This window comes from Patescibacteria group bacterium (assembly GCA_028716045.1).
Classification (GTDB): Bacteria; Patescibacteriota; Patescibacteriia; order JAQUQO01; family JAQUQO01; genus JAQUQO01.
On sequence record JAQUQO010000001.1, the window covers coordinates 99,650 to 125,223 of the forward strand.

Sequence of the window (25,574 nt, forward strand, 5' to 3'; positions counted from 1 at the left end):
TTATGTCCAGAGTTTTAGTTACCGGCGGAGCGGGATTTGTCGGTTCTCATCTCGTTGATGCGTTGATTAAAAAAGATTTTAAAGTTGTAGCGGTTGATGATTTATCAACCGGCAAAAAATCCAATCTTAACCCCCGCGCTAAATTTTATAAATTAGATATCTCCGGCCCGAAGCTGGAGAATGTTTTTAAAAAAGAAAAACCAGATTACGTTTTTCACTACGCCGCCCAGATGGACGTGAGAAAATCGGTGGCCGACCCTTTATTTGACGCGCGCGTCAATATCTTGGGCGGGCTGAATGTTATTGCTAACGCGCAAAAATATAAAATCAAAAAAATAATTTTTGCTTCCTCCGGAGGGGCGGTATATGGAGAATCCTCACTCTTGCCAACGCCGGAGAGCGCCCCCACCAACCCCGTGTGCCCTTACGGTGTCAGCAAACTCGCTGCCGAAAAATACCTGTGTTATTTTTGGAAGCAATTTGGTATTCCTTACGTCGCGTTGCGTTTCGCCAATATCTACGGGCCTCGCCAACGGTCAGACGGCGAGGCAGGAGTGGTGGCTATTTTCATCAGTAAGATTTTGCAGGGCGAACAGCCAATTATTAACGGCGACGGACGGCAGACGAGGGACTATGTTTATATTGATGACGTGGTTAAGGCCAGTTTGGTGGCTTTAAAAAAATCAGCCGCTGGTTCTTATAACATCGGTACTGGGCGGGAGACGGATGTAAACAAAATTTTTAAACTCATTGCGAAAAATTTCGCGTATCCGGTAAAAGTAATCCGCGGCCCCGCTAAACCGGGCGAGCAGAGGAGGAGTGTTCTTGATGCCCGAAAAATAAAAAAAGAATTGGGCTGGTCGCCGCGAATTTCCATTGAAGAGGGGATTAAAAAAACAGCAGAGTGGATAAAAAAATTTAAAATTAAAAATGGAAAATTACAATGAAAAATTAAAAATTGACATCAAAAAGAGGGCCTATATTTTTAGTTTAGAAATATTGCGATTTTTGCGGGGTTTAGATAGGAAAGATTGGATACTTGAGGTAATGACTAAACAACTGCTCCGTTGCGCTACAAGCATTGGTGCCAATATTATTGAGGCGCAGGCCGCTAGTTCAAGGAAAGATTTTATTAATTTTCTCACCGTCGCCCTAAAATCAGCTAATGAAACAAAATATTGGCTCGGCTTACTGCGCGATGGTCAAAAATTAGACATCGACAAACTTTTAAAGGAAGTAGATGAACTTTCTAAGATACTTGCTGCTATTATTATGAGTGCAAAAGGTAAAAGATAATTTTACATTTTGCATTTTTAATTTTTATGATGAATCTTTCTTCTCTTAGTTTTATTCGCCAACTATGCATTGATAATGGCATCAGCCCGCAAAAACATCGCGGGCAGAATTTTTTAGTGGACAAAAATGTGCTGGATAAAATGTTGAGGTTAGCCGAGGTCAAAAAGACGGATACAATCTTGGAGATTGGCCCGGGCTTCGGCGTTTTGACCGAAGCGCTGGCGCGCCAAGCCAAAAAAGTTGTGGCCGTGGAGTTGGATAAAAAAATCTTCCCGATTTTAAAGAATACCTTTAGGGGCCATAAGAATATAATATTAGTTAACGAGGATATTTTAAAATTTAGAGTTACAAGTTATAAGTTTCAAGATTTGGGTTATCGCCTCATTGCCAACCTGCCATACAGCATTACTTCCGCCGTTTTACAAAAATTTTTGACAGACGAACCTCGCCCCAAGGATATAATTATATTAATCCAGTGGGACGTTGCCGAGCGCATTTTGGCCAAACCGGGCGAGATGAGCTTACTCGCCATAAGCGTCCAATTGTACGGCCAGCCGGAAATTTTAATGAAAGTGCGACCCGGAAGTTTTTGGCCAAAGCCGGGGGTAGAGAGCGCCCTTTTGAAAATCGAAGTAGGGGAAAGGCATGGAGGGTCAAAGGAAGATTTTGATGACCGCCTTTTTTGGCAGGTAGTTAAAGCCGGGTTTCGGGCAAAAAGAAAGCAATTGGTAAATAACTTGTCTAGGAATTTAGAAATATCGAAAGAAACGGCAGTAAAGTGGATAATTGCGGCCGGGTTGGACCCCAAGATAAGGGCGGAAGGGTTAAGCGTGGAAGATTGGCTAAGGTTAGCTAAAATTACTCCAATTAAAGCATAAAAATCAGCAGCTCTCAGAAGGTTTCCCTTTATTTTGGTTTTATGCTATAATTTTATAAAAGTTGGTTAGCCAAGGAAGCAGAAAAGTTTCTTAATTTTGATTTTATATATGATGCCCGAAGATTACGAAAAAAATATTGATTTACCGGGCGATTTTAATACATACGGAGCAGAGGGGGGCGAAGGAGAGAAGGAAGAAAGGCGCGTCAAGCCCGCTTCAAAAGGAAAGGCAAATTTTATCTTTGCCGCGGTTTTTATTTTAGCCATAACCGGAGTAGCGCTCGGTTTTTCCAATTATTATAACAATATAAAGGGGCCGTTCGTTTTTAAGGGTTCTGAAAACGAGGAAGCCAGCGGTTCGGTGAATAAAGAAGCCCAGGATAGTTTGGATTTGCGCAATAAAGATACGGATAGCGACGGCTTAAATGATTATGATGAATTATATGTTTACAACACCTCCCCATATTTAGACGATTCGGACTCTGATAATTATAAAGACAAGGAAGAGATTGATAAGGGCTATGACCCAAACTGCCCGGCCGGGCGAGTTTGTATTTCGTCACCGTCTGAAAGTTCAACCGCCACGGAAGAAACAGCTACTAATTTAACAGCGGCGGAAGAAGAAATTTTAAATCAAGGGCAAAAACTTCTTTCCGGGTCTTTATCCCTTGATGAATTAAGAGCGCTTCTTAAGGAAATGGGAATGAGCGCGGCGCAGGTTGATAGTTTAAGTGACGAAGATTTAAAAAAACTTTACGATAAGACCTTGCAGGAAGTGCAAAAGCAGGTTGTGGCCGGGGAAAGTTCCTCGGGCACAGCAGAAACGCAGAATGGCGAGAGCACCAAACTCCCAGCGTCAGATTCCATCACTCCGGAGCAGATTAGGCAGCTCTTAATCGCCGGCGGGATGAAAGAAAGCGACCTTGAGGGAATAAGTGACGAGGAGCTAATTAAACTTTATAAGGAAGCGACGGAAGAATAAAAATTTAAAAGTCAATCCTTCGACAGGCTCAGGATTGACCCTGAGCACAGCCGAATGGGTCAAAATCTAAAATGCAAAATTTCAATTCAAAATTTAAAATTCCGGCGTTAGTTTTGGCCTGTTTTGTTATTTTTAATTTTGTGTTTGGGGCAGGGGTCGTTAAGGCGCAATTACCGGTAGTTGATGTAGGATTACAGGGCTGGGAGGCTTATAAAGCCGCGCAAGCCGTTCGTAAAGAGGGGGAATCAAAAATCGAAGCCGTTTTGGCCACGGCCGCCAAGGTTTCTATTAAAAACACTTTAAAATATTTCAGTCGCAAATTGGCGATGGACACCGCTACTTATTTAGCGAATAAAGCGGCCGGTCGGGAGAGTTTACTATTTGAAGAGGGGTTTGGCAATTATTTATTAAATACCACTGACGCCGCCGCCGGAGTATTTTTGCAGAATTTAAGCGAGCAAAATGGTTTTGCCAAGTTTAATTTTTGTCAGCCGGATTTTGTTATCAGTTTATCTATTTCCCTGGGTTTACAACAGTATCAGTATCCGGAGCCGCCAATCTGTACCATTTCAGAATTAGTTAAAAACTGGAAAGATTTTGTTAACAACCCCAGATTCATGGATCACTTTGTCCCTTATTTTAGTCCGTATGAAAATGATTTAGGTGTTTCTCTCGGCCTGCAAACTAAGATGATTGAACTCATTTCCGAGCAGGAAAAATTAGCGATTTTAGAGCGTCTGCCGGAAAAGCCCATGGTGGATTTAACTGACCCGGTCACTAAAAAAATAAAAACTCCGGCTTCTTGGGGATGGGAATCAGTTAAAAGTGCAACGGGATTAGCAGGCTCAGAAGTAATGACCTGGACGCTAGATCCCATAGCTGATGCCATAGATGCTTTTGGCAATACTTTTTTAGCCCAGTATTTGCAGTTAACTTTTCAGGGTCTTTTTTCTCCCAGCGATACCACTGGCGGACTTTATAATCGTTATTCTGGTAGTACGGGCAGAACCACCAAATCCGCGCAGGAATACTACGCCTCATTTATTGGCACTCCAAAATTAAAGTCCTCCGGCGAAGTTGACATCTATAAACTTATCGCTTGCCCGGAGAATGTTTCGGATGCCGAACAACAGAATTGCGTGGTTGACCAGCAGTTCTTCCAGGCCATCAGAGAGGGGAAAACAGTCGGAGAGGCCGTTAACGAAGGCCTGCTCCATGGCGATTATTTCTTCGGATATAAAGATCCGGTGGGGGGTACGCAGACCGAACAGCCGGACTTGGAAAACGTTTATTCAATTGATAATATGCGCAAACTGCGCTCCATGCGGATTTTGCCGGTGGGCTGGGAACTGGCGGCGGAGGTTATAAAAAATGAAACAAAAAAACCTACCACTCTCAAGGAGGTAATAGATGGATTTAATAAATACGGAGATGATGACGTTTGCGGAACTAGAAATCAATGTTTTATTGAGGCTACCGGTGCTCTGATAGGCAAAACATGTATTAGTGATAGCGATTGTGCTTTAAATGGAGTTAAGTGCGATATAGGCGAATCGCCATTTTGTAATTTAGTTGATTCCAACTGGGTGCTTAAGGCGCCTAAGCAACGTTGCGATGTTACGGCCTATGGCGCCACTACGGTGTCGCAGAGTTCCGCCAGAGAAGAAATTTGCGTGGATACCAAGACCTGTTTGCGTGAAGACGAAAAGGGAAATTGTCTGGCCTGGGGTTATTGCGACCGCGAGCGCAATATCTGGAGATTCGGCGGCACGGAATGCCCGGCTTATTATAATTCTTGTGAAGTCTTTACGGATACCGAGGGCGGTAGCGTGGCTTATCTTGAAAACACCATTAACAAAGATATTTGCAACGCTTCCAACGCCGGTTGTTCGTGGTATTGCGATGTCGCCGATTCGCAAAGTTTATGGTCCTGCACAGTGAAAGACGCGGATTTGGGTTTAGCAAGCAATAAAAAATTATATTTCAATAAAGATGTTCAGAGTTGTGATAAATCTAGCGCCGGCTGTACGGAACTTATCAGGCCGGCCGTCGGCACCGGCACCAATCTTTTGGTTAATGGAAGTTTTGAAAAATTCAACGGAGAAGTTGACGATGGCAAAAATGATCGAGTTCTGGATTGGGAGGTCGTGGCCGGTGGTCCCTCGTCATTAAAAACAGAAATTATTTCAGAATCTTATCCGGGCGCAGGGTCATATTCTCTAAGGGTTACTAAAATTGGCTCTACGGGCTATCCATTGTCGCAGTCCGTGGGATATTTACGCGCCGGAGTTCCTTACATGATGAGCGGATGGTTTAAGGCCGATAGGGGAGTAAAAATAAAAATTTTTGCCATATATAATGAATCCGGAAACTCCGGTCAAATAACGGAAGTGGAATCAGCGGAAGGTAATGGGGGGTGGCAGAACATTGAATCCGCGGAACCGTTTATTCTAACCAGAAACGGCCAAGTGGATTTTCGAGTAGCCTTTGTCAGCGGCGGCAGCTTTATTATAGACGCTCTTAAATTAGAAGAAGCGACCAAAATTACGAATTATTCCGAATACGGTGCTGATAATCTGGTTTACATAAAGAAAGCTCCGGATTATTTAAAATGTGATACCAATCCGGATAATCCTCTTTGCGCTTCTTACGCTCCTTTTTGCCAGGCCGAGGAAGTCGGTTGTGAACTCTTTACTCCAACCAACGGCGACCCGGGCGTTCCCGGCATTGTTACTTCCAATGACCTTTGTCCGGCAAGCTGTATTGGTTATGATATGTTTTTGGAGCATCCCACGCAGTTTGACGTCGGAGCTTTTGACGGTTCAGAAGATTATTTTATTCCTTCCACCGCCCGAGGATGTACCGCCGTGGGTTGTGAGGAATTTACCAATTTAGACACGGAAAAAATTGAATATTTTTCCGAACTGCGGCTTTGTGAAAAGCCGAACGGGGCTCTACCCGTATTTTATACTTGGGAGGGTTCAGACCAAACTGGCTATCAGCTCAAAGTTTGGAATTTAAAAGCGGCGTCGAGCGGTGCTCCGCTTTGCGTCGGGCGCAGTATTAATGATACTGATATTGATTGCGATTGCGAAGACGAATATGGGGAAAACCCCGATTGCCGGCAATTTTATGACGTGAATGGAGGGGTGCATTACAGATATTATTCTAAAACCATCACGATTGCCGATGATTGCCATCCTTACAGGCAGACGCAGAGAATTTCCCAATTAGAATGCGAGGCGTTAGGAGCTAATCTCACTGATTCGCCGATTTATTTTGATGCCAATACCCAGACCTGCGTTTATCATGGTTATCCGGCGGAGAGTGCGATATGTCCCGCCGCGGAAGACGGTTGTCGCGAATACAAAGGTAATTACGCTGAAAATATCGCAGTTATTTTCAATGATAATTTTGAAGCGGGGATACCGGCCGGCTGGGGAGCCAAGGGTGCGCGTTCGGTTTTAAGCGCTGATTCTCTGTCTGTGGGAGGACATTCTTTATTGGTATCCAACACTTCAACTGATGGTTTATATAAGGATATAACCGGGCAAATCGTAACCAATAAAGTTTATTCCTTATCTTTCTGGGCGAAAGGTAAGGGAACGGTGGAGGTAGGATTTTCCGATGAGATGGGCAGATTAGGTTCCAGTTCGTTTTTATTCGGCACGGCGGATTTGAAACCAGAATGGAAATTGTATTCTTTGGGGACAGTCATTTTCCCGGCACCGGAAGAGGGCAATAAATTTTATCTGATGTTTAAAGGTTTGCAATCCGGCGCGGATTATTATTTTGACAATATTATTTTGAAAGAAGTGCAGGAGAGATTACTCTTGGTGCAGGATTCGTGGAAAACTCCGGCGGAGTGCGATGCGGATAATAGTGGCAATTATTTACCGCGAGCGCAAGTCGGTTGTCAGGGTTATTTTGACCGTAATGGCGTGGCTTATAATTTAAAATCTTTTGACAAACTTTGCCGCGAGTCAGCCGTGGGCTGCCATGAATTTATTGATACTAAAAATTCCGAGGCCGGATACGCGGAGGTAAAAAACGCCGTTTGCTGGCGGCCGGAGAGTAATTTGTCTGGCGATTATCTTTGTCAGCGCGAAGGTAACAATGTCTGCACTATAGAAACTGGCAAGGTTTATTGCCGTTATGATATTGCCGACCCGGCTGACCCTTATGAAGGGCTGAAAACGAGTGATCGTTGCACCCTCGGGTCGGTCTGCACGCAATTAAACGGTTGTTCTTGTAAAAAAGGCGGTTCAAATGCAATAAGCTGTTGGGCAAACAAAGGTGAGACCACTTGTCTGCCTAAGGGCGACGCGGCCACAGTGGTGGTGCCGCGGGATAACTTCGTGTATCTGGCGGAAAATGAAAAATACTCTTGCAGTAAACAAGCCAGGGGCTGTAAAGAACTAGGCCAGCCGACAATTGATATTGAGAATAAAATCGCCGGCTGGGAGTCCACTTATCTTAAAGATTTACCCGATAGTTACAATGCGACGTTGTGCGAGCCGCGGGCGGTGAATTGTAAAGAATACAAAGCGAAAGATAAATTATTATATTTTAAGGACCCGGGAGCTAAGCTGTGTGATTACCGCATAGATGAAAATGTCACAAACGAAAATGTCGCAGGGAAAATTCAAACCGGCTGGTTTAAGAAGGACACGCAAGAACCGTGTTTTGGCAATTATCAGTTGTTGAAAAATGCCGATTCCAAATATGATGGTTGGGCCGGTGTCTGCGCGGAAGAATACAGTGGCTGCGAAGAGTTTATTGACCCGGTGGCTACTACCCCGAGTCATCCGGAAGGCCAGCCGTATTATTATTTGGATAATGACAAGCTGGACCGTTCTTCTTGCAACGGGCAAGTAAGCCTGCGAGATGGCTGTGTTCTCTTTAACGAAACCAGCAATCCTAATATCTACTGGAATGCTCCGATGTCGTATAGAACCAGTGAGAAGAATAATAATAATCTTGTGAATCCGGTAAAATATTCAACGGATAATCGTTTTTGCGCGACGGCTAATCAATCCGCTATTTTTGATGGTTTACCCTGTTCAAAAGATAGTGATTGTCAAAAACAACCGGGCACAACTTGCCAGATTATAGATTCATCAAATTCTTCAATTTGTCGCAGGAAATCCGATAAAACAGAAGGATATATTTGGTTTAAAAATAGCCAGTGTAATTCTGACAGCGATTGCCGTTCAGTCACCGGCGGATTTATTGAAGACAAATGTTTGAATTTTGAGCAAGATATAAAAAATCGTTCCGCCGCCAATACTATCCTTAAAGTTACTCGCGACCGCGAGTGCGCCGAGTGGATTGACTGCACTATTGGAGAGCGCATTAAGGACCCGACGCGCAATAACCAATACCGCAATGTTTGTTACGACATTGGCAGATGTATAGATTTGAAAGAAAACAACGGCGAGTGCGCCGAGTGGGCGCAGACAGAATGCGATACCGCAGCCGATTGTCTTGAGGGTCAAGAATGTAGTAATAGCCGATGCGCTTATCCCGAATTAACTAAAGAGGTTTATCAGCAGAGGAGCTTAACCTGGTCTTTAGCCAAGGATTTTTCCGGCTATGCCATCCCGGGTATGAAATCCGCCGAAGGTTTAGCCGAGGTTAAAAGTTCGGTAAAATATTGTGTGGCTGGCGGGATAAAGAAAATTGGCGAGCCGTGCGATGATAATAATGATTGTGGTGGCGAATATGAAAATATGAGTGTTTCCGGACAATGCGAAAGTAAATATTATTTAGCAAATTATAATGACAAAATTTTAAATGAATCATGTGAAGGGCTGGAAACTTTGAATGCCAGTTATCAACTAGTTGAAGGTGAGGACTTTGCCACAGCATGTGTTATAGATAAATCCTGCCGCTCCTATCCAGATTCATCTTCACCGTTTGATTATAAATTTAAATCTACCGATTCCGACGCCGCGCGCTGCGCCGAGAGTTCCATTACTAAAGCCGGATTAACTTTTAATACTTGTGATTGCAGTTATCAGGTAGCCAATGCTTCTGGTAAAAAGTTGTATTATCCGACCGGTTTTCAAATACCGGCTTATGTTTGTTCTGTTAGCGGTCAGGCTTGTGACCCAAGAAGTGAAGAAATTATTTGTCCCGTTGGCGAAGAATGCGTAAAAGTAAAAGACAATTCTCTCAAGCTTGGCTGGAAGGGGTATTGTCTTGAATATGACAATAAAAAGCCCGGGCGTTGTTTGACTTGGTATCCGATTGATGTGGTTGAAGGGGAGGCGAATCTATTCAGCTACAATCCCGCCGCTACTTACACCCATAGCGGACCGGAGTATTATTGTGAATCGTCAGATTTTAGTTTTGCGTGGGGAGATAAAGCTACGCCTTCCGAAGCTACTGTCGGATTACCGAAAGAGTGTGAAAATAAAGATGATATTAATGATAGATTATTTGATTGGCCAGAGTATGCATATGACACCACTAGGATTTACGACGAGCTTTGGGGGATTGATAGCGGTTCAATTTCGGGGATGTGGGTAGAATTACCAAGACATTTATTAGGTTTATATATAGTAGATGCTGAGGCGGGCGGTGGGTCTTCTACTAAAATTTTATATAAAGGAGACCAACCCAAGTTATACAAAGATCAAATCGCCAGTATAAATATTTTTATTTCTTCTTCAAGTCACACCAGCACAGGAGCTATGGATTTTAAAGAGGAAGATTTTGATGTCTGCGGAGAATATCTAGAGTGTTTAAATGGGACTGATTATGATGACAAGAAAGGGTTTGAAGCTAATAACGGCGATTGTATGGATTTAGCTAGCGAGACAGATTTTGGAACATACGGGATAGCCGTCGCTGTTAAAAATGTATTATCGGACGAAAATTCATGGACATATGACATCAGTAATGATCAGGGTTCAGTAAGAATCTACGCTGATTTTGCTAATGATAGTTCGTTAAGCAGTTTAACCGTAGAAGCTTATGATAAAGATGGGGTAGGAGCTTTCATAATAGCTGGATATGAGATTAAGTTTCGTGGTGGGTGCTCAGTTCTTGGGAGGGTGGCAGAGAATGGTAAAAATTATGCTTTTACTAATAACGTAAATGCCAAAGTTAAACTCTCTGATTTACTAGATTTTAAACAAGATCTTGATATTGACTATCTTTCTAACTGGCAGCCTTGGGGTGGGACGAACGCCTATACTAAGCCGATACATAATAGTGAACATCCTCCGCTTAACACTTATGTTATTAAAAAAACAGACACTAATTGCGAGTATTGTGGTGCTTTATACAACGATGTATCGATGAAAGAATCACGGCTTTCAAGAGATGGTGAGGGTATTAATTATGAAAGTTCCTTATTTTGGTTATTTGCGCGGATTTTTGAGCAGTGGAAATTTTCCGATGACAATTTTACTTATAATAAGCCAGTTTTAAAAGAGTTAGACACGGTTTTACCGATCGGTCAACCAAAGATTACCGGAGTAAAGGTTAATGATGTGAGTGGCAGTCAATCAAAAGTTGAAGTGAATGAGTTCGGCAAGGTTAGTTTGTCTTTCTATGTATTTGACCCAACCGGCAGAGGTCAGTTGCCGATCCGCGATATTAAAGTTGACTGGGGTGATGAAAGTATTCAAGAAGTAACCAGTAGTTTTGGTAATTACGCTGACCCTGATGAAGTGGATATATTGGAAAATAAATTTGTTTGCGATTCTTCCAATTGGGGACGTTTTCCAGAACGTTGTACTAATGAACCGTTGGAATTTTTCCATATTTACCGCGCCAAAGGCATAGTTGATGAGGGAAAACCGTTATGTGATGAAGACCCTGATGATGTTAATTGCCGTCTTTGCGAAATTAAAATATCAGCTAAAGATAATATGGCCGACTTGGCGGAATTTCAAAACGATGTCACTCCTCGAGAAACAAAAGTGACAGCGGAAACCATGGTCCGGGTTTGTAAAAAATCCAAATAGAATAGCGAATAAAAATAAATAAAAGCCAGTCGGTTACACGTTCAAAACTAAAAGTTATAAGCCCAAGAATGTTTAAACAACATAAAAAACTCATTCTATCCTTAATCTTGTCCGCGACGATAATTATCGCGGGCGGTTTTCTTATCGGAAATTTTGTTCACGCGGAAGACCCAGCGGCCACCATAAAAGACAGCTCCACTGCCACGATTCTTCGACTCACCCTCGGTTACATAGTGGAACTTTTTATTTTTCTTGGCGGTCAGCTTTTAGTTTTACTTCTGAAAGTTTTAAAACTTTTGGCCGGTTATAATGATTTTATTCGCGCCGAACCGGTCCAGTTGGGTTGGGTGGTTATCCGCGATTTAAGCAACATGTTTTTTATTCTCATCTTGCTGGTTATCGCTTTTGCCACCATCCTGCGGGTGGAATCTTATCAATATAAGAAACTTCTGCCTCGCCTTCTCATCATGGCGATACTCATAAATTTTTCCAAAACCATCTGCGGATTGTTTATAGATTTTGGGCAGGTGATAATGCTCACTTTTGTCAATGGGTTCGCGGCGGCTACGGATGTCAATCTTACTGTTGGCTTAGGTATTGATAAAATATTATCCCTGCCGAAAGATTCCTCGGCCACGGTTAATGCTTTAACTATAGTGGCGGCGTATCTCTTAGCTTTGATTTATATTGTAGTCACTGTTATAACCGTCGCCATTATTTGCTTTACGCTGGCCTATCGCATCGTGATGCTTTGGATTTTAGTGGTGCTTTCCCCTCTGACTTTTTTATTAAGCGCTTTTCCGCAGGGGCAGAAATTCGCTTCGCAATGGTGGGATGAATTTTCCAAGACCATTGTCATCGGTCCGATTTTAGCTTTCTTTTTATGGCTATCTTTGGCGGCCATGCAACCAGCGGCGGATAATCCCAGAAACTCCAGTTTAACCAGGACATTAACCACCGAGCAAGAAGAGGATGTGGGAGAAACGGCAACTGGGGACACCGTTTCGCGAGCCATTAGCCAAGCTGACGACTTGAGTGTTTTTGCCACCTTTATTGTGGGTATCGCTTTAATGTGGGGTGGTATTTATATGTCGCAGAGAATCGGAGGTGAAGTTGGTAGTTTTGCCTCTGGTAAGGCCAGGCAATGGTCGGTGGGTGCGGCTAGAGGAGCAGCAGGCGCGGCTAAATGGGCCGGCGGTAAATTATGGGGTGGGACGAAAGTTGGAGCAGGCGCACTTGATAGATTGCAAGGGGGCGTAACGGGCATACAATTCTCTAAAATTCCCGAAAGAATTAAAGCCGGGTTTGCTACCAAAAAAGAAATGGAGGAAAAAGAGATTGCCAAGAAGGCCTTGGCAATTCAGCGCCGGGGAGCCGGAGCTGGTTGGTTGCCGGCGTATATGGCGTTTGCCACTCCGGACAAAGCTATTATGGAATATGGTGGTGTGAAGGGAAGATTAAAGGCGGCTAATCAAACTCGCCGCATTTTACCGGGGTTGGAGAGTTATAGACAGAAAAAACAGGAAGCGGATATTAAGAGAGCTGATTATAAAAAATTAGAGGGCGAAAATAAAACGTTGACTGATAAAATAGAAAAACAAGCTGATTTAGAAAAAGAACAGAAGATTTCAGCTGAGAATTTTGGTAGGTTCGGTACTTCCACCGTGATGTTAGACAAAGTAGGAGACAGAGATATTATTGAAAAATTAGAAGAAGAAAGGGAGCGATTAAGGATACAAGCCGGTGTTCCCGGCGCAAGCGGAAAAGATAAAAAAGAATTTGAGTATTTAGACGCGATTTTAAGCACTCCCGAAGTTAAACTTTCCGCTTCGGAGTTTAATAAATATGTCGGCAATAAAAATCCTCTCGCTTTTGAAAATGAAAGGAGTAGGGTGAAAAAAGAAAAAGACAAAGCAGAGGAAAGGTTAAACAGATTTATCGCTAATAATCCCGGATTCACAAGAGGAGAAGCAGAAAATACAATAAAAACTAACCAAAACGTAATAGGAAATATTAAAGAAGATGTGAGAAGGATAGAATCGGAATATCTGCCTAATATTCCCAAGCATTTAGTGTTTGATGTGGAGGCCAAAAAGGCCGAAGCCGAAGCGCTTAAAAATATTCCGTCCACCGCTGGCTTTCCGGATTTAATGAGAGCTCTGAAAAAGGCTTTGGCGGATGGTGATGCCTCTACCGCCAACGTTATTTCTAAAAAATTGAGTGAAAATGGGCAGATGGGCGATATGTTGAAAGAAATGGGTAAAACAGAAGATATAGCTGGTTTTAAGGAGTTTGTTGATAAGGAGCTTTTAAAGGTTAATAAGGACGATAAAAATGCTGCTTATAGTGTTGGCAGTGAAATGAGCTTGTATGCGGAAAAATCCGGTGACGCCGTTTATGGCGGCATATTTAGAGCAGATCCATCAACCGGTAAGGTTGATGCCGTCAGTGATAATGAGGCGGTTGATATTATAGCCAAAAGAATATCCAGTAAAGACGCTTCCCAAGCCGTTAAAGTTAAAATATCTTCTTATGTTAAAACGGATATTTTAGGGAAAAAGAGTTTAACTCCTTTGGGAGCGACAGTGGTTTCTACTTTTGCTCCCGATTTTGAAAAAATGATTTCTAAAGGAACTTTTCCTCCGGCTTTACAAAAAGCCTTGAGAGATGTTAAGGGCAGTATTGAAAAAATTGTTGGAGTTGGCACATTAACTAAAGAATTGGCCGATAAAATAACCGCGGTGGGTTATGCCACCGGAGAAGAAGAAATACCGCCTAAAGCTGCGGATTTAATCGCAAAATTGACGGGAGGCCCGTAAATTTATGTGGGATAAAATAAACAACCAAAAAGTTTTAGATGATTTTAAAAGGAGCTTGGATAATGATATTTTGGAATACGATTTGAATGACGCCAAAATTCTTTATACTTCTCTCCGTGATATTTTAGTTAAAGAAAATATTAATGAAACGGGAGGGGCGATGGCCGAGGAATATTATAAATTAATGCGGCAGGCCGGGTTTGTGTCCCTTGCTCTTTTGGAATTTGATGATGCTAAACAATTGTTTGCCGAAGGTCTGCCGACTATGTTAGAGTTGAGCGAATTTGACGTTTTGAATGAATTAAAGAAATTTTTTATCTACCGTTTTCCGATACTGGCCGACCGATTGCTCGCCAAAAACGACTTGCAAAAAATTATAGAGGAGAATAACAAAAGAATAGCGAACGCCGCCGGAGCGGCTATCGGAGAAAAACAACTTTTTATTGTCAGCGATTGGATTAAAAATTATTTGGCTTATATTAATCAGGCCGAACCGGAAATTTTAAAATTGCAGGAATATCTGGCGCGGTCGGAGGCGATGCAAAAAACCAGCGAAGAAGAAAAAAATAAGATAGGCCTTTTGTTGAAGATTTATGATTATTTGCGAATGGCGCAGTTCAAACCGTTTTTGTTAGATGAGGAATTAACAATAGTTGAGGACGGAGAAACATATACTGTCACCGAGGGGCGGGCGGAAAAGGTGGACCCCAATATAAAAAAATTGATGGCGGATATCAGGGAAATTTTGGAAAAGGCGCGCGCTCCGGAAGAAGTGGCGACGGCTTACAGCGCGGTCGGTTGGCAAAGGATTTCTAAACCACAAATTTTAAAGAAATATAAAACTCTGGAAGCGGCGGCAGATAATCTATTTAAAAAAATCGCCGGTAATTTATTGGGGAGCGCGGACAAAGACGAAGCGCTATCCATTTTATATTATTTAGCAGAGGAAAATAAATTGATGACGTTTTTAAAATCACCGGCCAATTTTAGCGGGCTTAAGGCGTTATTTGCCAAATCAAAAAAATTAACCGACGCCCAAAAAAACGCCAACATTCCGGAGCTCACGATTTTTTTACAGGCCTTTTTGCGTTATATTTTTGAAGAGTTGCTGGAGATGAGTGTTAATGAAGCGGCTCGCGAAGGCCAGCGCTTGGCCAACGCACTTAAAAAATCCGGTGGAGCCGATTATTTTGATATTTCCTATTTTGATTTAAATAAAGGGCAATTTGTCTGGAAATAATTCTATGGCCGTTGGCAATAAAAAAAATAATAATCATTCGGCAGTTAATACGTTTTCTGATGATGAGGTTTTAGTAAAAGGGGGTGACGGAAAATTTTATATTTTAAGAGGAGCAGAATTAGCGCCCTACGAAGCGGCGAGAGGAGAGAGGCCGGTTTTGGATTACAAAAGAATCGCCGAAGAAATAATAGATAAGAGTGGGAGTGTGGCACTCACGCCGGTTAGGCGGGACCAGCTTTTTAATGTTATCGTTTCCGGCCTAAAGGGCGTGCGCGACAGTTTAGAAATAAAAAATATCCTTGTAAAACCAATTGGCGTCGGCGGATTAGAATTAAATGAAGACAAGACAAAATTAATTTTGGATTTAATAAAACTCGCCTTGGAAGATAAATTAGGAGCTGGAACGTCCCGCGGAGAAAAACAGGAAGGGAAAATCGCCTCGGTGGTCTCCGTTACTCCGGCCAGCGATATAAAAAGTTTAGAGAAGCTGGTTAATGAGGTGGTGGGGATTATCAAAAAGGATTATCCCAAAGAGCTAGAGATGAGATTAAGAGGAATAATATTGACATATCTTAAAGATATTAGAGATAAAAGAGAAACGCGTGAAACACTAGAGAGGCAAATAGCCAAGGGCGGAATGTCGTTTGAAAAGGGGCGGGCGGAAAAGCTGGTTAATTTTATTGACGATTTAGAAAAACGTCGTCAAGCGGGGGAGATGGGGCTGAAAAAAGAATTTCCATCACCTAAAAAAGAATTCCTGGCTGTTCCCGTGAAAGAAGCGTTGGTCGGTGAGTCAAGCAACAAGGCGGATGTTTCTCAATTTGTGGCTAAAGAAAGGGAGGCCTTTAAGGAGTCAGTTATTTTGAAAGATAAATATTTAGCGCCGCCCCCGCTGGCCATTGTTAAGAAGGAAGAAGGCGCTGAGCTTCCCTCAAGGGCATTGGAAAAAGAACTGTCAAAGCCGGGGTTACAAAAATTTGTTCCACCGCTTCGCCCCAAAATAACGCCCCAGCCGCCGCCAGCCTCCGCACCTTTAAAGCAGACCTTGGTTGTAGAAAGAAAACCGCAGATTCAGGATATAAAATATAAACCGCGGCTGGTCGGTCCCATAGAAGAACTTCGAACTTTGACTCTCCGCGATTTTCGCAAGCTTTCAGAAGACCCGAAAATCGCCACAGAGAAAATTCAAAATAAGATTAACCTTTTAGAAGAAGAATCCTTTGCCAAAAGGATGGAAGGAGCGAGGGCTTGGCAGAAAAGTCCTCTCAATCAGGAATATTTGAAGGTGGGGCAGAAGAGCTTGCTGGAGGGCAAATCCGTTGAACAAATAATCGCGGAAAATTTAAGTAAATCAAAAGAAAGCTTAAATAAAGCGGAATTTAATGCTATAATGGGATTGAATAAGAGAATCAGATTATAATTTTTAATTTGTCTATCATGCGCCAGTTTGTTGTTCCACAATTTATTGACGTTGAGGATAAAATAATCGGCCCGGTTACCGTCAGACAGTTTATTATTATGCTGGTGGACGCGGGGTTGATATTTTTGTCGTATAAACTTTTTGATTTTGCCCTTTTCGTGATAGTTGGATTAATTTTGTTTGGTATTGGAGGAACGATAGCCTTCCTTAAAGTTAATGGCCAGCCGTTTCATTTTTTTATGTTGAACTTAATCCAAACCTACCGCCGGCCTTGGCTGAAGATTTGGAACAAGGAACTGGAAAATTGGGAAATAAAGGAAAAACTAAAAATAACGGAAGTGAAATTACCGGAAAAACCCAAAGTTAAACCGAAAATTTCCGCCTCGCGGCTGGCCGAGCTTAGCTTGATTGTCAATACTGGCGGCGTTTATGAAGGGCAAGATTAATTATCAAAATTTTGGATTCCAAATATAAAATAAAACTGCCATGCCGGAAAAAACTCCTAAAAAATTAGCCCCATCAACCCAAAAGTTTCTTGATATTTCCGAAATCAGAGATGATTGCGTTATTTTAAAGGATGGAACTTTGCGAGCTGTTTTGTTGGCCTCCTCTATCAATTTTGCCCTAAAATCCGAAGATGAGCAGAATGCTTTGATTTCCGCTTATATGAGTTTTCTAAATTCTTTTGATTTCCCCCTGCAAATCGTGATTCAGTCACGCAAGCTGGATATTGAGGGCTATTTGGAAAGATTGAAAGATACGGAAAAAACTCAAACCAACGAATTATTAAAAATACAAATTGCCGACTATCGCGAATTTATAGCCGAGTTAGTAGAAATCGGAGACATTATGAGCAAGAGTTTTTATGTGGTTATACCTTATAACCCTCTTACTGATAAACGCAAAGGATTTTGGACAAGAGCGCAGGAACTCTTTACTCCGGCGATAATTTTAAGATTGGGAGAAGATAAATTTCAAAAAAGAAGACATTATTTGATACAAAGGGTTGGTCATATCCAGTCGGGCCTTGAGAGTATTGGCCTTCATTCGCAATTATTAGATACCCAAAGTTTAATCGAGCTTTATTATAATGCTTATAATCCGGCAACCTCCAAAGTCCAGAAATTAGTTGAGATAAGCAAGCTTCAAGTTGAGGATTAAGTGCTTAATATAAAATTTTAATATGGCTTTTGCCTTGTTTAAAAAGAAAGAATCTCCCGAAAAGCCAAGCGGTCAAGCGGCGGAAGAAGCGGCCAAGAGTGAAAGAATTCTGTTGGAAGAGGAAAAAATTTACCGCCGTGGGATTATTTCGGTCCGCGATATCATCGCTCCGGAATCAATGAAAGTGGAGCCGACTTTTATAGTCTTAGGTGACAAATTCGTCCGCACCATATTTATAATGACTTATCCGAGGTATATCAATATCGGCTGGTTTGCCCCCATTATTAATCTTAATGTGACTTTGGATGTGGCGATGTATTTTTATCCGGTTAAATCGGAAATTATTTTGAAACAGTTGAAAAAGAAAGTCGGGGCTTTGGAAGCGCAGATTATTTCCGACTCCGAAAAGGGCGCTCCCCGCGACCCCATCAGAGAAACGGCTTTGCGGGACATAGAAAAATTGCGCGATGACCTTACCCAAGGGGTGGAGCATTTTTTTCAATTTGCTCTTTACATCACTATTTATGCTGATAGTAAAGAAGCCCTGGATAATATCTCTGAGGATGTAGAATCATTATTTGGAGGAAAACTTATTTATTCCAAAAAAGTTTTATATCAGGCGGAGCAAGGATTTAATTCCACGCTTCCTTTGGCCAACGATGAGTTGATGATTACCTTTAATATGAACACTTCTCCTTGCGCCTCTTCTTTCCCTTTTATTTCTTCGGAATTAACGTCGGACAACGGCATTTTGTACGGTATCAACAGGCACAATAACAGCTTGATTTTATTTGACCGATTTTCTTTACCCAATGCCAACGCCGTGGTTTTTGCCACTTCCGGCGCCGGCAAGAGCTACGCCATCAAATTGGAAGTCCTGCGCAGTATGATGATGGGGACAGACGTGTTGGTGATTGACCCGGAGAGGGAATATAAGCATCTGGCGGAGGCGGTAGGCGGGGCTTATATTGATATCTCTCTTGGCTCTGACAGCAAAATTAACCCCTTTGATTTGCCGCGGGCGATGGGGGAAGACACTACCGCAGAAGATATTATCAGAAGCGCCGTCATCACTATCAAGGGTTTGGTACGCCTGATGCTTGGCAAACTTTCGCCGCAGGAAGATACGATTATTGACCAAGCGTTGCTCCAGACCTACGCCAAAAAAGATATTACGCCGGAAACCGATTTATCGCAGGGGGTGGAAGTCCCGCTAATGAAAGATTTTGAAAATATTCTGGAAGGCATGGAAGGCGGAGGGGATTTAGTAATGCGTTTAAGAAAGTATACCGAGGGAACTTTCGCCGGATTGTTCAATCATCCGACTAATGTGGATATCAAAAATCAGTTAGTGGTTTTCAGTGTTAGGGATTTAGAAGATGAGTTAAGGCCCTTGGCTATTTACAACATCGTCAATTTTATCTGGAATGTTGTCCGGAGCGAGCGCAAAAAGAGGATTTTAGTAGTTGATGAGGCCTGGTGGCTGATGCAGAATGAAGATTCAGCCAAGTTTATCTTTGCTCTTGTGAAACGTTGCCGCAAATATTACATGGGAGTCACCACGATTACGCAGGATGTCAGTGATTTTTTGACTTCTGATTATGGTAAAGCCATTGTGACTAATTCCTCTTTACAACTTTTATTAAAGCAATCGCCGGCAGCCATTGATTTAGTGCAAAAAACATTTCTTTTAACCGAAGGCGAGAAATACCTGCTTTTGGAATGCGGCGTCGGCGAGGGAATATTTTTCGCCGGCTCCAAGCATGCGGCCATAAAAATAGTCGCCTCTTATACCGAAGACCAAATCGTTACCACTAATCCCCAGCAATTAATAGAAATAGAGGAGGCGAAAAAAGAGTTTGCCAGAAAAAATAAATAGACCCAGTTATAAAGAAATTATGAATAAAAAAATAAAAATAATTTTAATAGCCGCCGCTATTATTTTGGTCTTAATTATACTTTGGATTTTATTTTTTAATAAAGGAGAAAAGCCTGCTTTAATTACCCTCCCTCCCGGCGGAGAAACATCGGGTATTATTGAAGAAGTCGGACCAACTCCCGCCGTGGAAATACCAAAGCAAGGAATCGTAATTGTTGAGGAGGAGCGCCCCGACGTCAGCAATCTCGTAAAACTGGCTTCTGCTTTTGCCGAAAGATTCGGCAGCTATTCTAATCAGAGCGATTTTAATAATATCAGGGATCTCCAGATTTTTATGACCGACTCCATGGAGGAGTGGTCAGAATCTTTTATTGAAGATAGCCGGGTCAAGAGCGGCGATAGCAGTATTTACTACGGAATTACCACTAAAGCTTTGAAAGCGGAACTTTCTGAATACGACGAAGCCGGCGGCACGGCCGAGATTTTGGTAAAAACCCAGCGCCGCGAGGCAATGGGCGACACCGGCAATGCCAAGATTTATTATCAAGATATTTTAATTAAACTGAAAAAAGAGGGTGATATTTGGAAAATTAACGGCGCCTGGTGGCAGTAATTTGGAAATATGAACAGCACAGGAGGGTGGCGTGAAAAAATTTTTGAAGTTAGAAAATTTTTTTTGGATTTGATATTCCCCGTTGAGTGTCTCGGTTGCAAGAGAGAAGGCCAATGGCTTTGTGACGATTGTTTTAGAAAAATAAAGCCGATTCTTTCAAATTTTGCCGCTTGCCCTTTTTGCGGAAAGGTGGCGGAGAGTGAAATACCGGGAGAATTATGCGAAAGGCATAATTTTTATCTGGACGGGATTTGGAGCGCTTGCGATTACAAAGAAAAATTAATAGAAAGAGCTATTTGTTTGTTGAAATATAATTTTGTTGAAGATCTAAGCGGCGATTTGGCTAAACTATTAACAAATCATTTAGAGAGATTGCGCGGTTTGGTTGATTTAAATAATTTTTTTAATTATATTGTGCCGGTTCCGCTTCATTTAAAAAGACGCGCAGAGAGAGGTTTTAATCAGTCAGAACTATTAGCGCGAGAAGTTGCCGATTTTTTATCTCTTCCTTTTCGCAGTGATGTTCTAAAAAGGGTAAAATATACCCCTCCGCAAGTGTCCCTTGATGGCGAGAAGAGAAGGGTTAATTTAAAAGACGCTTTTTATTGCGACCCGTCAATTAATTTACATAATAAAAAGATTTTGCTGATTGATGACGTCTTTACCACTGGCAGCACTTTTAACGAATGCGCGAGAGTTCTTAAAAAATCAGGCGCGGCCTTGGTGTGGGGGCTAACCATTGCCCGTAGCGGTTAAGGGTTTACATTTATTATAAATTATGCTAAGGTTATAATACTTTTTGGAGAGGTGGCCGAGTTGGCTGTCCGGTCATCCGACCGGATTGAAAAAGGCGGCACTTGCCCGGTTGAATAACTGGGCACTGCTAACGTGTTGAGGGGTAAAACCTTCCGCGGGTTCGTCCCGTCATCCGACGGGACGCCACGGGTTTATCCCGTGGCGAATCCTTTTAGGAATTTGATTTTAGTGTATGTTTTATGTATATTTGTTGTTATTAATTAACGGGGATATCTACAAAGGATTTAGCGGCGACTTAAAAAGGAGATTAGAAGAGCACGACAGGGGAAAGGTAGGAGCGACTAGAAATTTTAGACCCGCAAAACTAATTGGTTATGAAGCATATCTACTAAAAAGCGATGCCGTAAGAAGAGAGGCGTTTTTAAAAACCACGGAGGGCAGAAGATTGCTAAAACAACAGTACAGAGATATTATTGATAAAGGTAAATAAAATTTGGAGAGGTGGCCGAGTTGGCTGAAGGCGGCACACTGCTAACGTGTTGAGGGGTAAAACCTTCCGCGGGTTCGAATCCCGCCCTCTCCGCAACGGAATTTAAGGGAGTGGAGGAGAGAGCCCCGCAACTGCTTGCGGGGCGTGGTGGGTTCGAAGACCGCAGCCATGTCCGAGGAGATTTTCGGCGACGAGGACGGCGAGGGGCGGTCTGCGACCGAGGAGGCGGAAGCCGACGAGAGTTGTAGACGAATCCCGCCCTCTCCGCCAACCAGAAAAAAAGACGGTTTTAATCTTACATTTTAGGGAGGCGCGGTAAAGCGGTTGAATGTACCAGTCTTGAATCCGCCCCAGAGCGGTGGGATGGCTGAGCGGTTTAAGGCGACGGTCTTGAAAACCGTTAGAGATGAAAGTCTCTCGTGAGTTCGAATCTCACTCCCACCGCCTTAGGGCGGACGAATCCTCCCGCCTCCGCCCGAGATTGTTGAGGCGGAGTAAAAAAAGTTATTTTTAATTTAAAAATATGGAGGAGGTTAAAGAGAGAAAAAATAAATACGAAAATACCCTGATGTCCTGGAGTTTTCCGGAGTCGGAAAGCTATGAAAGGGGATGGTTGTGGTATGCCGGTGTTTTATTTTTTGGCTTATTATTTTTGATTTATGCCGTTTGGGTGAATAATTACCTTTTTGTTTTAATTGTCCTTATTGCTATCATTATAATGTTCACGTATTCTGTCAAAGAACCGGAAGAAGTTAATTTTGTCATAACCGATGAAGGGGTGGGAGTGAATAGTAAGTTTTATTCCTTTGAGCAGTTAAAAAATTTTTGGATTGTTTATAACCCCCCGTTGGTAAAAAAATTGTTTTTGGAGTTTAAAAGCAGTATCAGGCCAGAGTTAACGGTTAATTTAGGGGACCAGAACCCGTTAAAAGTAAGGGAAGTTTTGCTGAAACACATAGAAGAAAATTTAGAGAGAGAAGAAGAGCCGTTTTCCGATGAAGTTGCGCGTTGGTTAAAAATATAGAAAATCAATACTCAAATCCTAATTTCTCTCCCTTCGGGAGATCCCTCATGGGGGGGCAGTGTCAAATAGCTTGAACAATTTGACAGCCGGTGTTAGGATTTTGTAGTTTATATATACGCTCTCGTCGTTCAATGGATAGGACGCAAGATTGCGGATCTTGCAATGCAGGTTCGATTCCTGCCGGGAGCACCAGAAATTAAAATATGAATAACTATTTTGAAAATTATATCAGGGCAGTTAAGAAACCACTACCGGAGATGGTCGAATATTTTGAAAAGGAGAATAATTATTTAAAAGAGCTAGTAGATAAAAATAGCAAGGTTCTTGATGTTGGTTGCGGCAATGGCCGTACTATGAAATTTTTATCTCCTTTCGTTAGAGAAATTGTTGGTATAGATTATGATGAAAATATGATAAAAGAAGCAGAGAAAAATTTGGCGGCCAATAAGAATGTCAAACTTTTGCTCGAAGATTTTTTTAGAACTAATTTTAAAGATAAATTTGATTTGACTTTCGCTTCTTATAATTTATTAGGGTCGAGCGAGATACTAGAAAATCAGAAAGAAGTTTTTATAAATAAAATGGTGGATAATACAAATCCCGGCGGGCACACTGTATTTTCTGTTTGGAGTGATAAAGGGTTAGATTTTGCTAAAAAATATTATTCCTCTATAGGAGATATGGTTAAAGATATTAGAAATAATATTGTTATTACTAACGTAGGAGAATTTAAGAGGTTCACTAAAAAAGAATTAACAAAATTAGCTAACCGAGTTACTGATAATTTTAAGATTACTGAATTGGCAGGCATATTTTATTTATTAGATATTAAAGTTTAGGGTCATATGTTTGTTCTTGCCACCCCAGTATCCCATTTGACCCGCGTTGGCAGGGTTACAGCTAAGCAATTAGAGAAGATAGGCATTGAGACCGTTGAGGATCTCATTTTTTATTATCCTTTTCGCTATGACGATTTAAGCCGGGTTTTGACCATAGATAAGTTATTCCCCGGGGTTGAGGCGACCGTTCGGGGGCGGGTAGAGCTCATAAAAAATCGCCGCAGTCCGGTGAAAAAGAAAATCCTCACCGAAGCCATTGTTTCCGATGACACCGGCTCCCTCAAGGTTGTTTGGTTTAATCAGCCGTTTTTAACTAAAAATATCAGGCCCGGTGATGTGATTTATTTGGCTGGCAAGGCGAACTTTGATTATCGGGAGATAGAATTCGTCAATCCGGTATATGAAATAGTAAGAAGAGGAGCGCCCTTGAATACCGCGGCTATTGTGCCGGTTTATCATCTGACTGGCAGGATAACCCAAAAGCAATTGCGTTTTTTAATTAAACATTCATTGGACTTCATCGGCGAAGTGCCGGAATGGTTGCCTAAAGATATTATTAAAAGACGCGATTTTATTTCTATCACCGAGGCCCTAAGGCAAATTCATTTTCCCGCGTCTTGGGCGGAAGTGGAAGAAGCGGAGTCCAGATTAAAGTTTGACGAACTATTTTTATTTCAGCTTTTGGCCCAAAGGATAAAACATTTATTAAAAAAGAGTCGGGCTATCCCGATTGAATTTAAGAAAAGACAAACCGTAAAATTTGTAAATAGCTTGCCGTTTAAGCTCACTAATGACCAACGTTTGGCCGCTTGGGAAATTATCAAGGATTTAGAGGGCGATAGGCCGATGAACCGATTACTTGAAGGTGATGTGGGTTCCGGCAAAACCGTGGTGGCTGCCATGGCGATGCTCAATGTCGTTTTAAATAAACACCAAGCGGCTTTGATGGCCGCCACGGACATTTTGGCGCGACAGCATTATAAAACCATTTGTAAATTGTTGGCCGATTTTAATATAAAAATCGGGCTGGTGACGAGAAGCGAGAAGAAGATAAATTATAAATTAGGAGCTAGAAATCCAGTAGGGGGTAAAAAAAATTTTGATTCAAGATTCGTAACTCATAATTCGGATATAATTATCGGCACGCACGCTTTAATTTCCGCCAAAGGCGCCGTGCCCGCCGACAGGCACGGACCCGCCTCTGGCGGGCAGGATAAAATTGAGTTTAAGAATTTAGCCCTTACCATTATTGACGAACAACATCGTTTCGGCGTGGAACAAAGAAAGTTTTTAAAAGCCAATAGCGGCCAATCCGGAATTACTCCTCATTTTCTATCTATGACCGCCACGCCCATACCGCGCTCTTTGGCCCTTGCTCTATATGGCGATTTGGATTTATCTATCATTAAAGAAATGCCCAAAGGAAGGAAGAAGATATTAACCAAAATTGTTGACTCCAAAAATCGAAGCGGGGCTTACGAGTTTATCAGAGAAAAAGTAAAAGAGGGGAGGCAGGTTTTTGTCATTTGCCCGTTGATTAATCCGTCTGATAAATTAGGCGTAAAATCAGTAGCTGAAGAATATCAAAAATTAAGGAAAGATATTTTTCCAGAATTTAAAATAGAAGCTCTGCACGGCAAATTACCAAGCGCGGCCAAAGAGAAAATTATGACCGAGTTTTCGGAAAATAAAATAAATGTTTTAGTTTCCACTTCGGTGGTGGAAGTCGGTATTGATGTTCCCAACGCCACGATTATGATGATTGAAGGAGCGGAAAGATTCGGGCTGGCCCAACTTCATCAGTTTCGCGGGCGCGTGGGCAGAGGAGAACACCAATCTTATTGTTTGCTTTTCAGTGACAATCTTGTTGGGCAAACTAAAGAAAGATTGCGCGCCTTAGTCAGTAGTAACGACGGCTTTGCTTTGGCTGAAAAGGATTTGGCTTTAAGGGGCCCAGGGGAGGTTTATGGCACGCAACAGTCGGGGATTATTGATTTAAAATTAGCCAAATTAACCGATTTTTTAATTATTAAACAAGCCAAAGAAGAAGCGGAAAAGATTATTGCCGACGACCCGGAATTTAAAAAGTACGCGGAGATAAAAGCTCGGCTAAGATTAGCGGAAGAAGCGGTTCATTTGGAATAGTTAAAAGTTTGACAAGATTGAAAGGGTATGTTAACATAAAAACATCGTTCTTTC

17 protein-coding genes and 3 tRNA genes are annotated in these 25,574 nt (G+C 42.1%); all 20 read left to right on the plus strand.

Annotated elements, in window-relative coordinates; all coding sequences use genetic code 11:
* The first annotated feature begins 2 nt into the window (after positions 1–2).
* The 20 genes from PHG22_00475 to recG all read left to right on the plus strand — a co-directional run bounded on the left by PHG22_00475 (position 3) and on the right by recG (position 25,520).
* Positions 3–947: an NAD-dependent epimerase/dehydratase family protein gene (locus tag PHG22_00475; protein ID MDD5490255.1), complete on the plus strand. Its 945-nt coding sequence runs from the start codon at positions 3–5 to the stop codon at positions 945–947.
* Positions 931–1,296, plus strand: coding sequence for a four helix bundle protein (locus PHG22_00480; protein ID MDD5490256.1), 366 nt, complete (start codon positions 931–933; stop codon positions 1,294–1,296). The genes PHG22_00475 and PHG22_00480 overlap by 17 nt, the downstream gene beginning before the upstream one ends.
* Positions 1,297–1,322: 26 nt before the next feature.
* Positions 1,323–2,174 (plus strand): 16S rRNA (adenine(1518)-N(6)/adenine(1519)-N(6))-dimethyltransferase RsmA, encoded by an 852-nt coding sequence (gene rsmA / locus PHG22_00485; protein MDD5490257.1) that lies wholly within the window; start codon positions 1,323–1,325, stop codon positions 2,172–2,174.
* Positions 2,175–2,282: 108 nt separating this feature from the next.
* Positions 2,283–3,155 (plus strand): hypothetical protein, encoded by an 873-nt coding sequence (locus PHG22_00490; GenBank protein MDD5490258.1) that lies wholly within the window; start codon positions 2,283–2,285, stop codon positions 3,153–3,155.
* Between the two features lie 71 nt (positions 3,156–3,226).
* On the plus strand, positions 3,227–11,134 hold the full coding sequence (locus PHG22_00495; GenBank protein MDD5490259.1) for a carbohydrate binding domain-containing protein: 7,908 nt from the start codon (positions 3,227–3,229) through the stop codon (positions 11,132–11,134).
* A gap of 68 nt (positions 11,135–11,202) precedes the next feature.
* On the plus strand, positions 11,203–13,953 hold the full coding sequence (locus PHG22_00500) for a hypothetical protein (GenBank protein MDD5490260.1): 2,751 nt from the start codon (positions 11,203–11,205) through the stop codon (positions 13,951–13,953).
* Between the two features lie 4 nt (positions 13,954–13,957).
* Positions 13,958–15,193, plus strand: a complete 1,236-nt coding sequence (locus PHG22_00505) for a hypothetical protein (protein MDD5490261.1) — start codon at positions 13,958–13,960, stop codon at positions 15,191–15,193.
* A 4-nt stretch (positions 15,194–15,197) separates the two neighbouring features.
* On the plus strand, positions 15,198–16,613 hold the full coding sequence (locus PHG22_00510; protein MDD5490262.1) for a hypothetical protein: 1,416 nt from the start codon (positions 15,198–15,200) through the stop codon (positions 16,611–16,613).
* 17 nt (positions 16,614–16,630) lie between these two features.
* A complete protein-coding gene (locus PHG22_00515) occupies positions 16,631–17,059 on the plus strand; it encodes a PrgI family protein (GenBank protein MDD5490263.1) in 429 nt (142 codons plus the stop codon).
* Between the two features lie 40 nt (positions 17,060–17,099).
* Positions 17,100–17,774 (plus strand): hypothetical protein, encoded by a 675-nt coding sequence (locus tag PHG22_00520; GenBank protein ID MDD5490264.1) that lies wholly within the window; start codon positions 17,100–17,102, stop codon positions 17,772–17,774.
* Positions 17,775–17,796: 22 nt separating this feature from the next.
* Entirely contained in the window at positions 17,797–19,653 is a 1,857-nt protein-coding gene (locus PHG22_00525; GenBank protein ID MDD5490265.1) for an ATP-binding protein, read from the plus strand.
* A gap of 19 nt (positions 19,654–19,672) precedes the next feature.
* Positions 19,673–20,266 carry a hypothetical protein gene (locus PHG22_00530; GenBank protein ID MDD5490266.1) on the plus strand — a complete coding sequence of 198 codons (594 nt, stop codon included), beginning with the start codon at positions 19,673–19,675 and terminating at the stop codon, positions 20,264–20,266.
* Between the two features lie 9 nt (positions 20,267–20,275).
* Positions 20,276–21,022, plus strand: a complete 747-nt coding sequence (locus PHG22_00535) for a ComF family protein (protein MDD5490267.1) — start codon at positions 20,276–20,278, stop codon at positions 21,020–21,022.
* A 232-nt stretch (positions 21,023–21,254) separates the two neighbouring features.
* Positions 21,255–21,512 (plus strand): GIY-YIG nuclease family protein, encoded by a 258-nt coding sequence (locus tag PHG22_00540; protein ID MDD5490268.1) that lies wholly within the window; start codon positions 21,255–21,257, stop codon positions 21,510–21,512.
* Positions 21,513–21,517: 5 nt separating this feature from the next.
* Positions 21,518–21,605 (plus strand) — tRNA-Ser (locus PHG22_00545).
* Positions 21,606–21,869: 264 nt separating this feature from the next.
* Positions 21,870–21,956 (plus strand) — tRNA-Ser (locus PHG22_00550).
* A 79-nt stretch (positions 21,957–22,035) separates the two neighbouring features.
* A complete protein-coding gene (locus PHG22_00555) occupies positions 22,036–22,536 on the plus strand; it encodes a hypothetical protein (GenBank protein ID MDD5490269.1) in 501 nt (166 codons plus the stop codon).
* Positions 22,537–22,653: 117 nt separating this feature from the next.
* Positions 22,654–22,728, plus strand: a tRNA-Arg gene (locus PHG22_00560).
* Between the two features lie 11 nt (positions 22,729–22,739).
* Positions 22,740–23,375, plus strand: coding sequence for a class I SAM-dependent methyltransferase (locus tag PHG22_00565; protein ID MDD5490270.1), 636 nt, complete (start codon positions 22,740–22,742; stop codon positions 23,373–23,375).
* A gap of 6 nt (positions 23,376–23,381) precedes the next feature.
* A complete protein-coding gene (gene recG / locus PHG22_00570; protein ID MDD5490271.1) occupies positions 23,382–25,520 on the plus strand; it encodes an ATP-dependent DNA helicase RecG in 2,139 nt (712 codons plus the stop codon).
* Positions 25,521–25,574 lie beyond the last annotated feature (54 nt).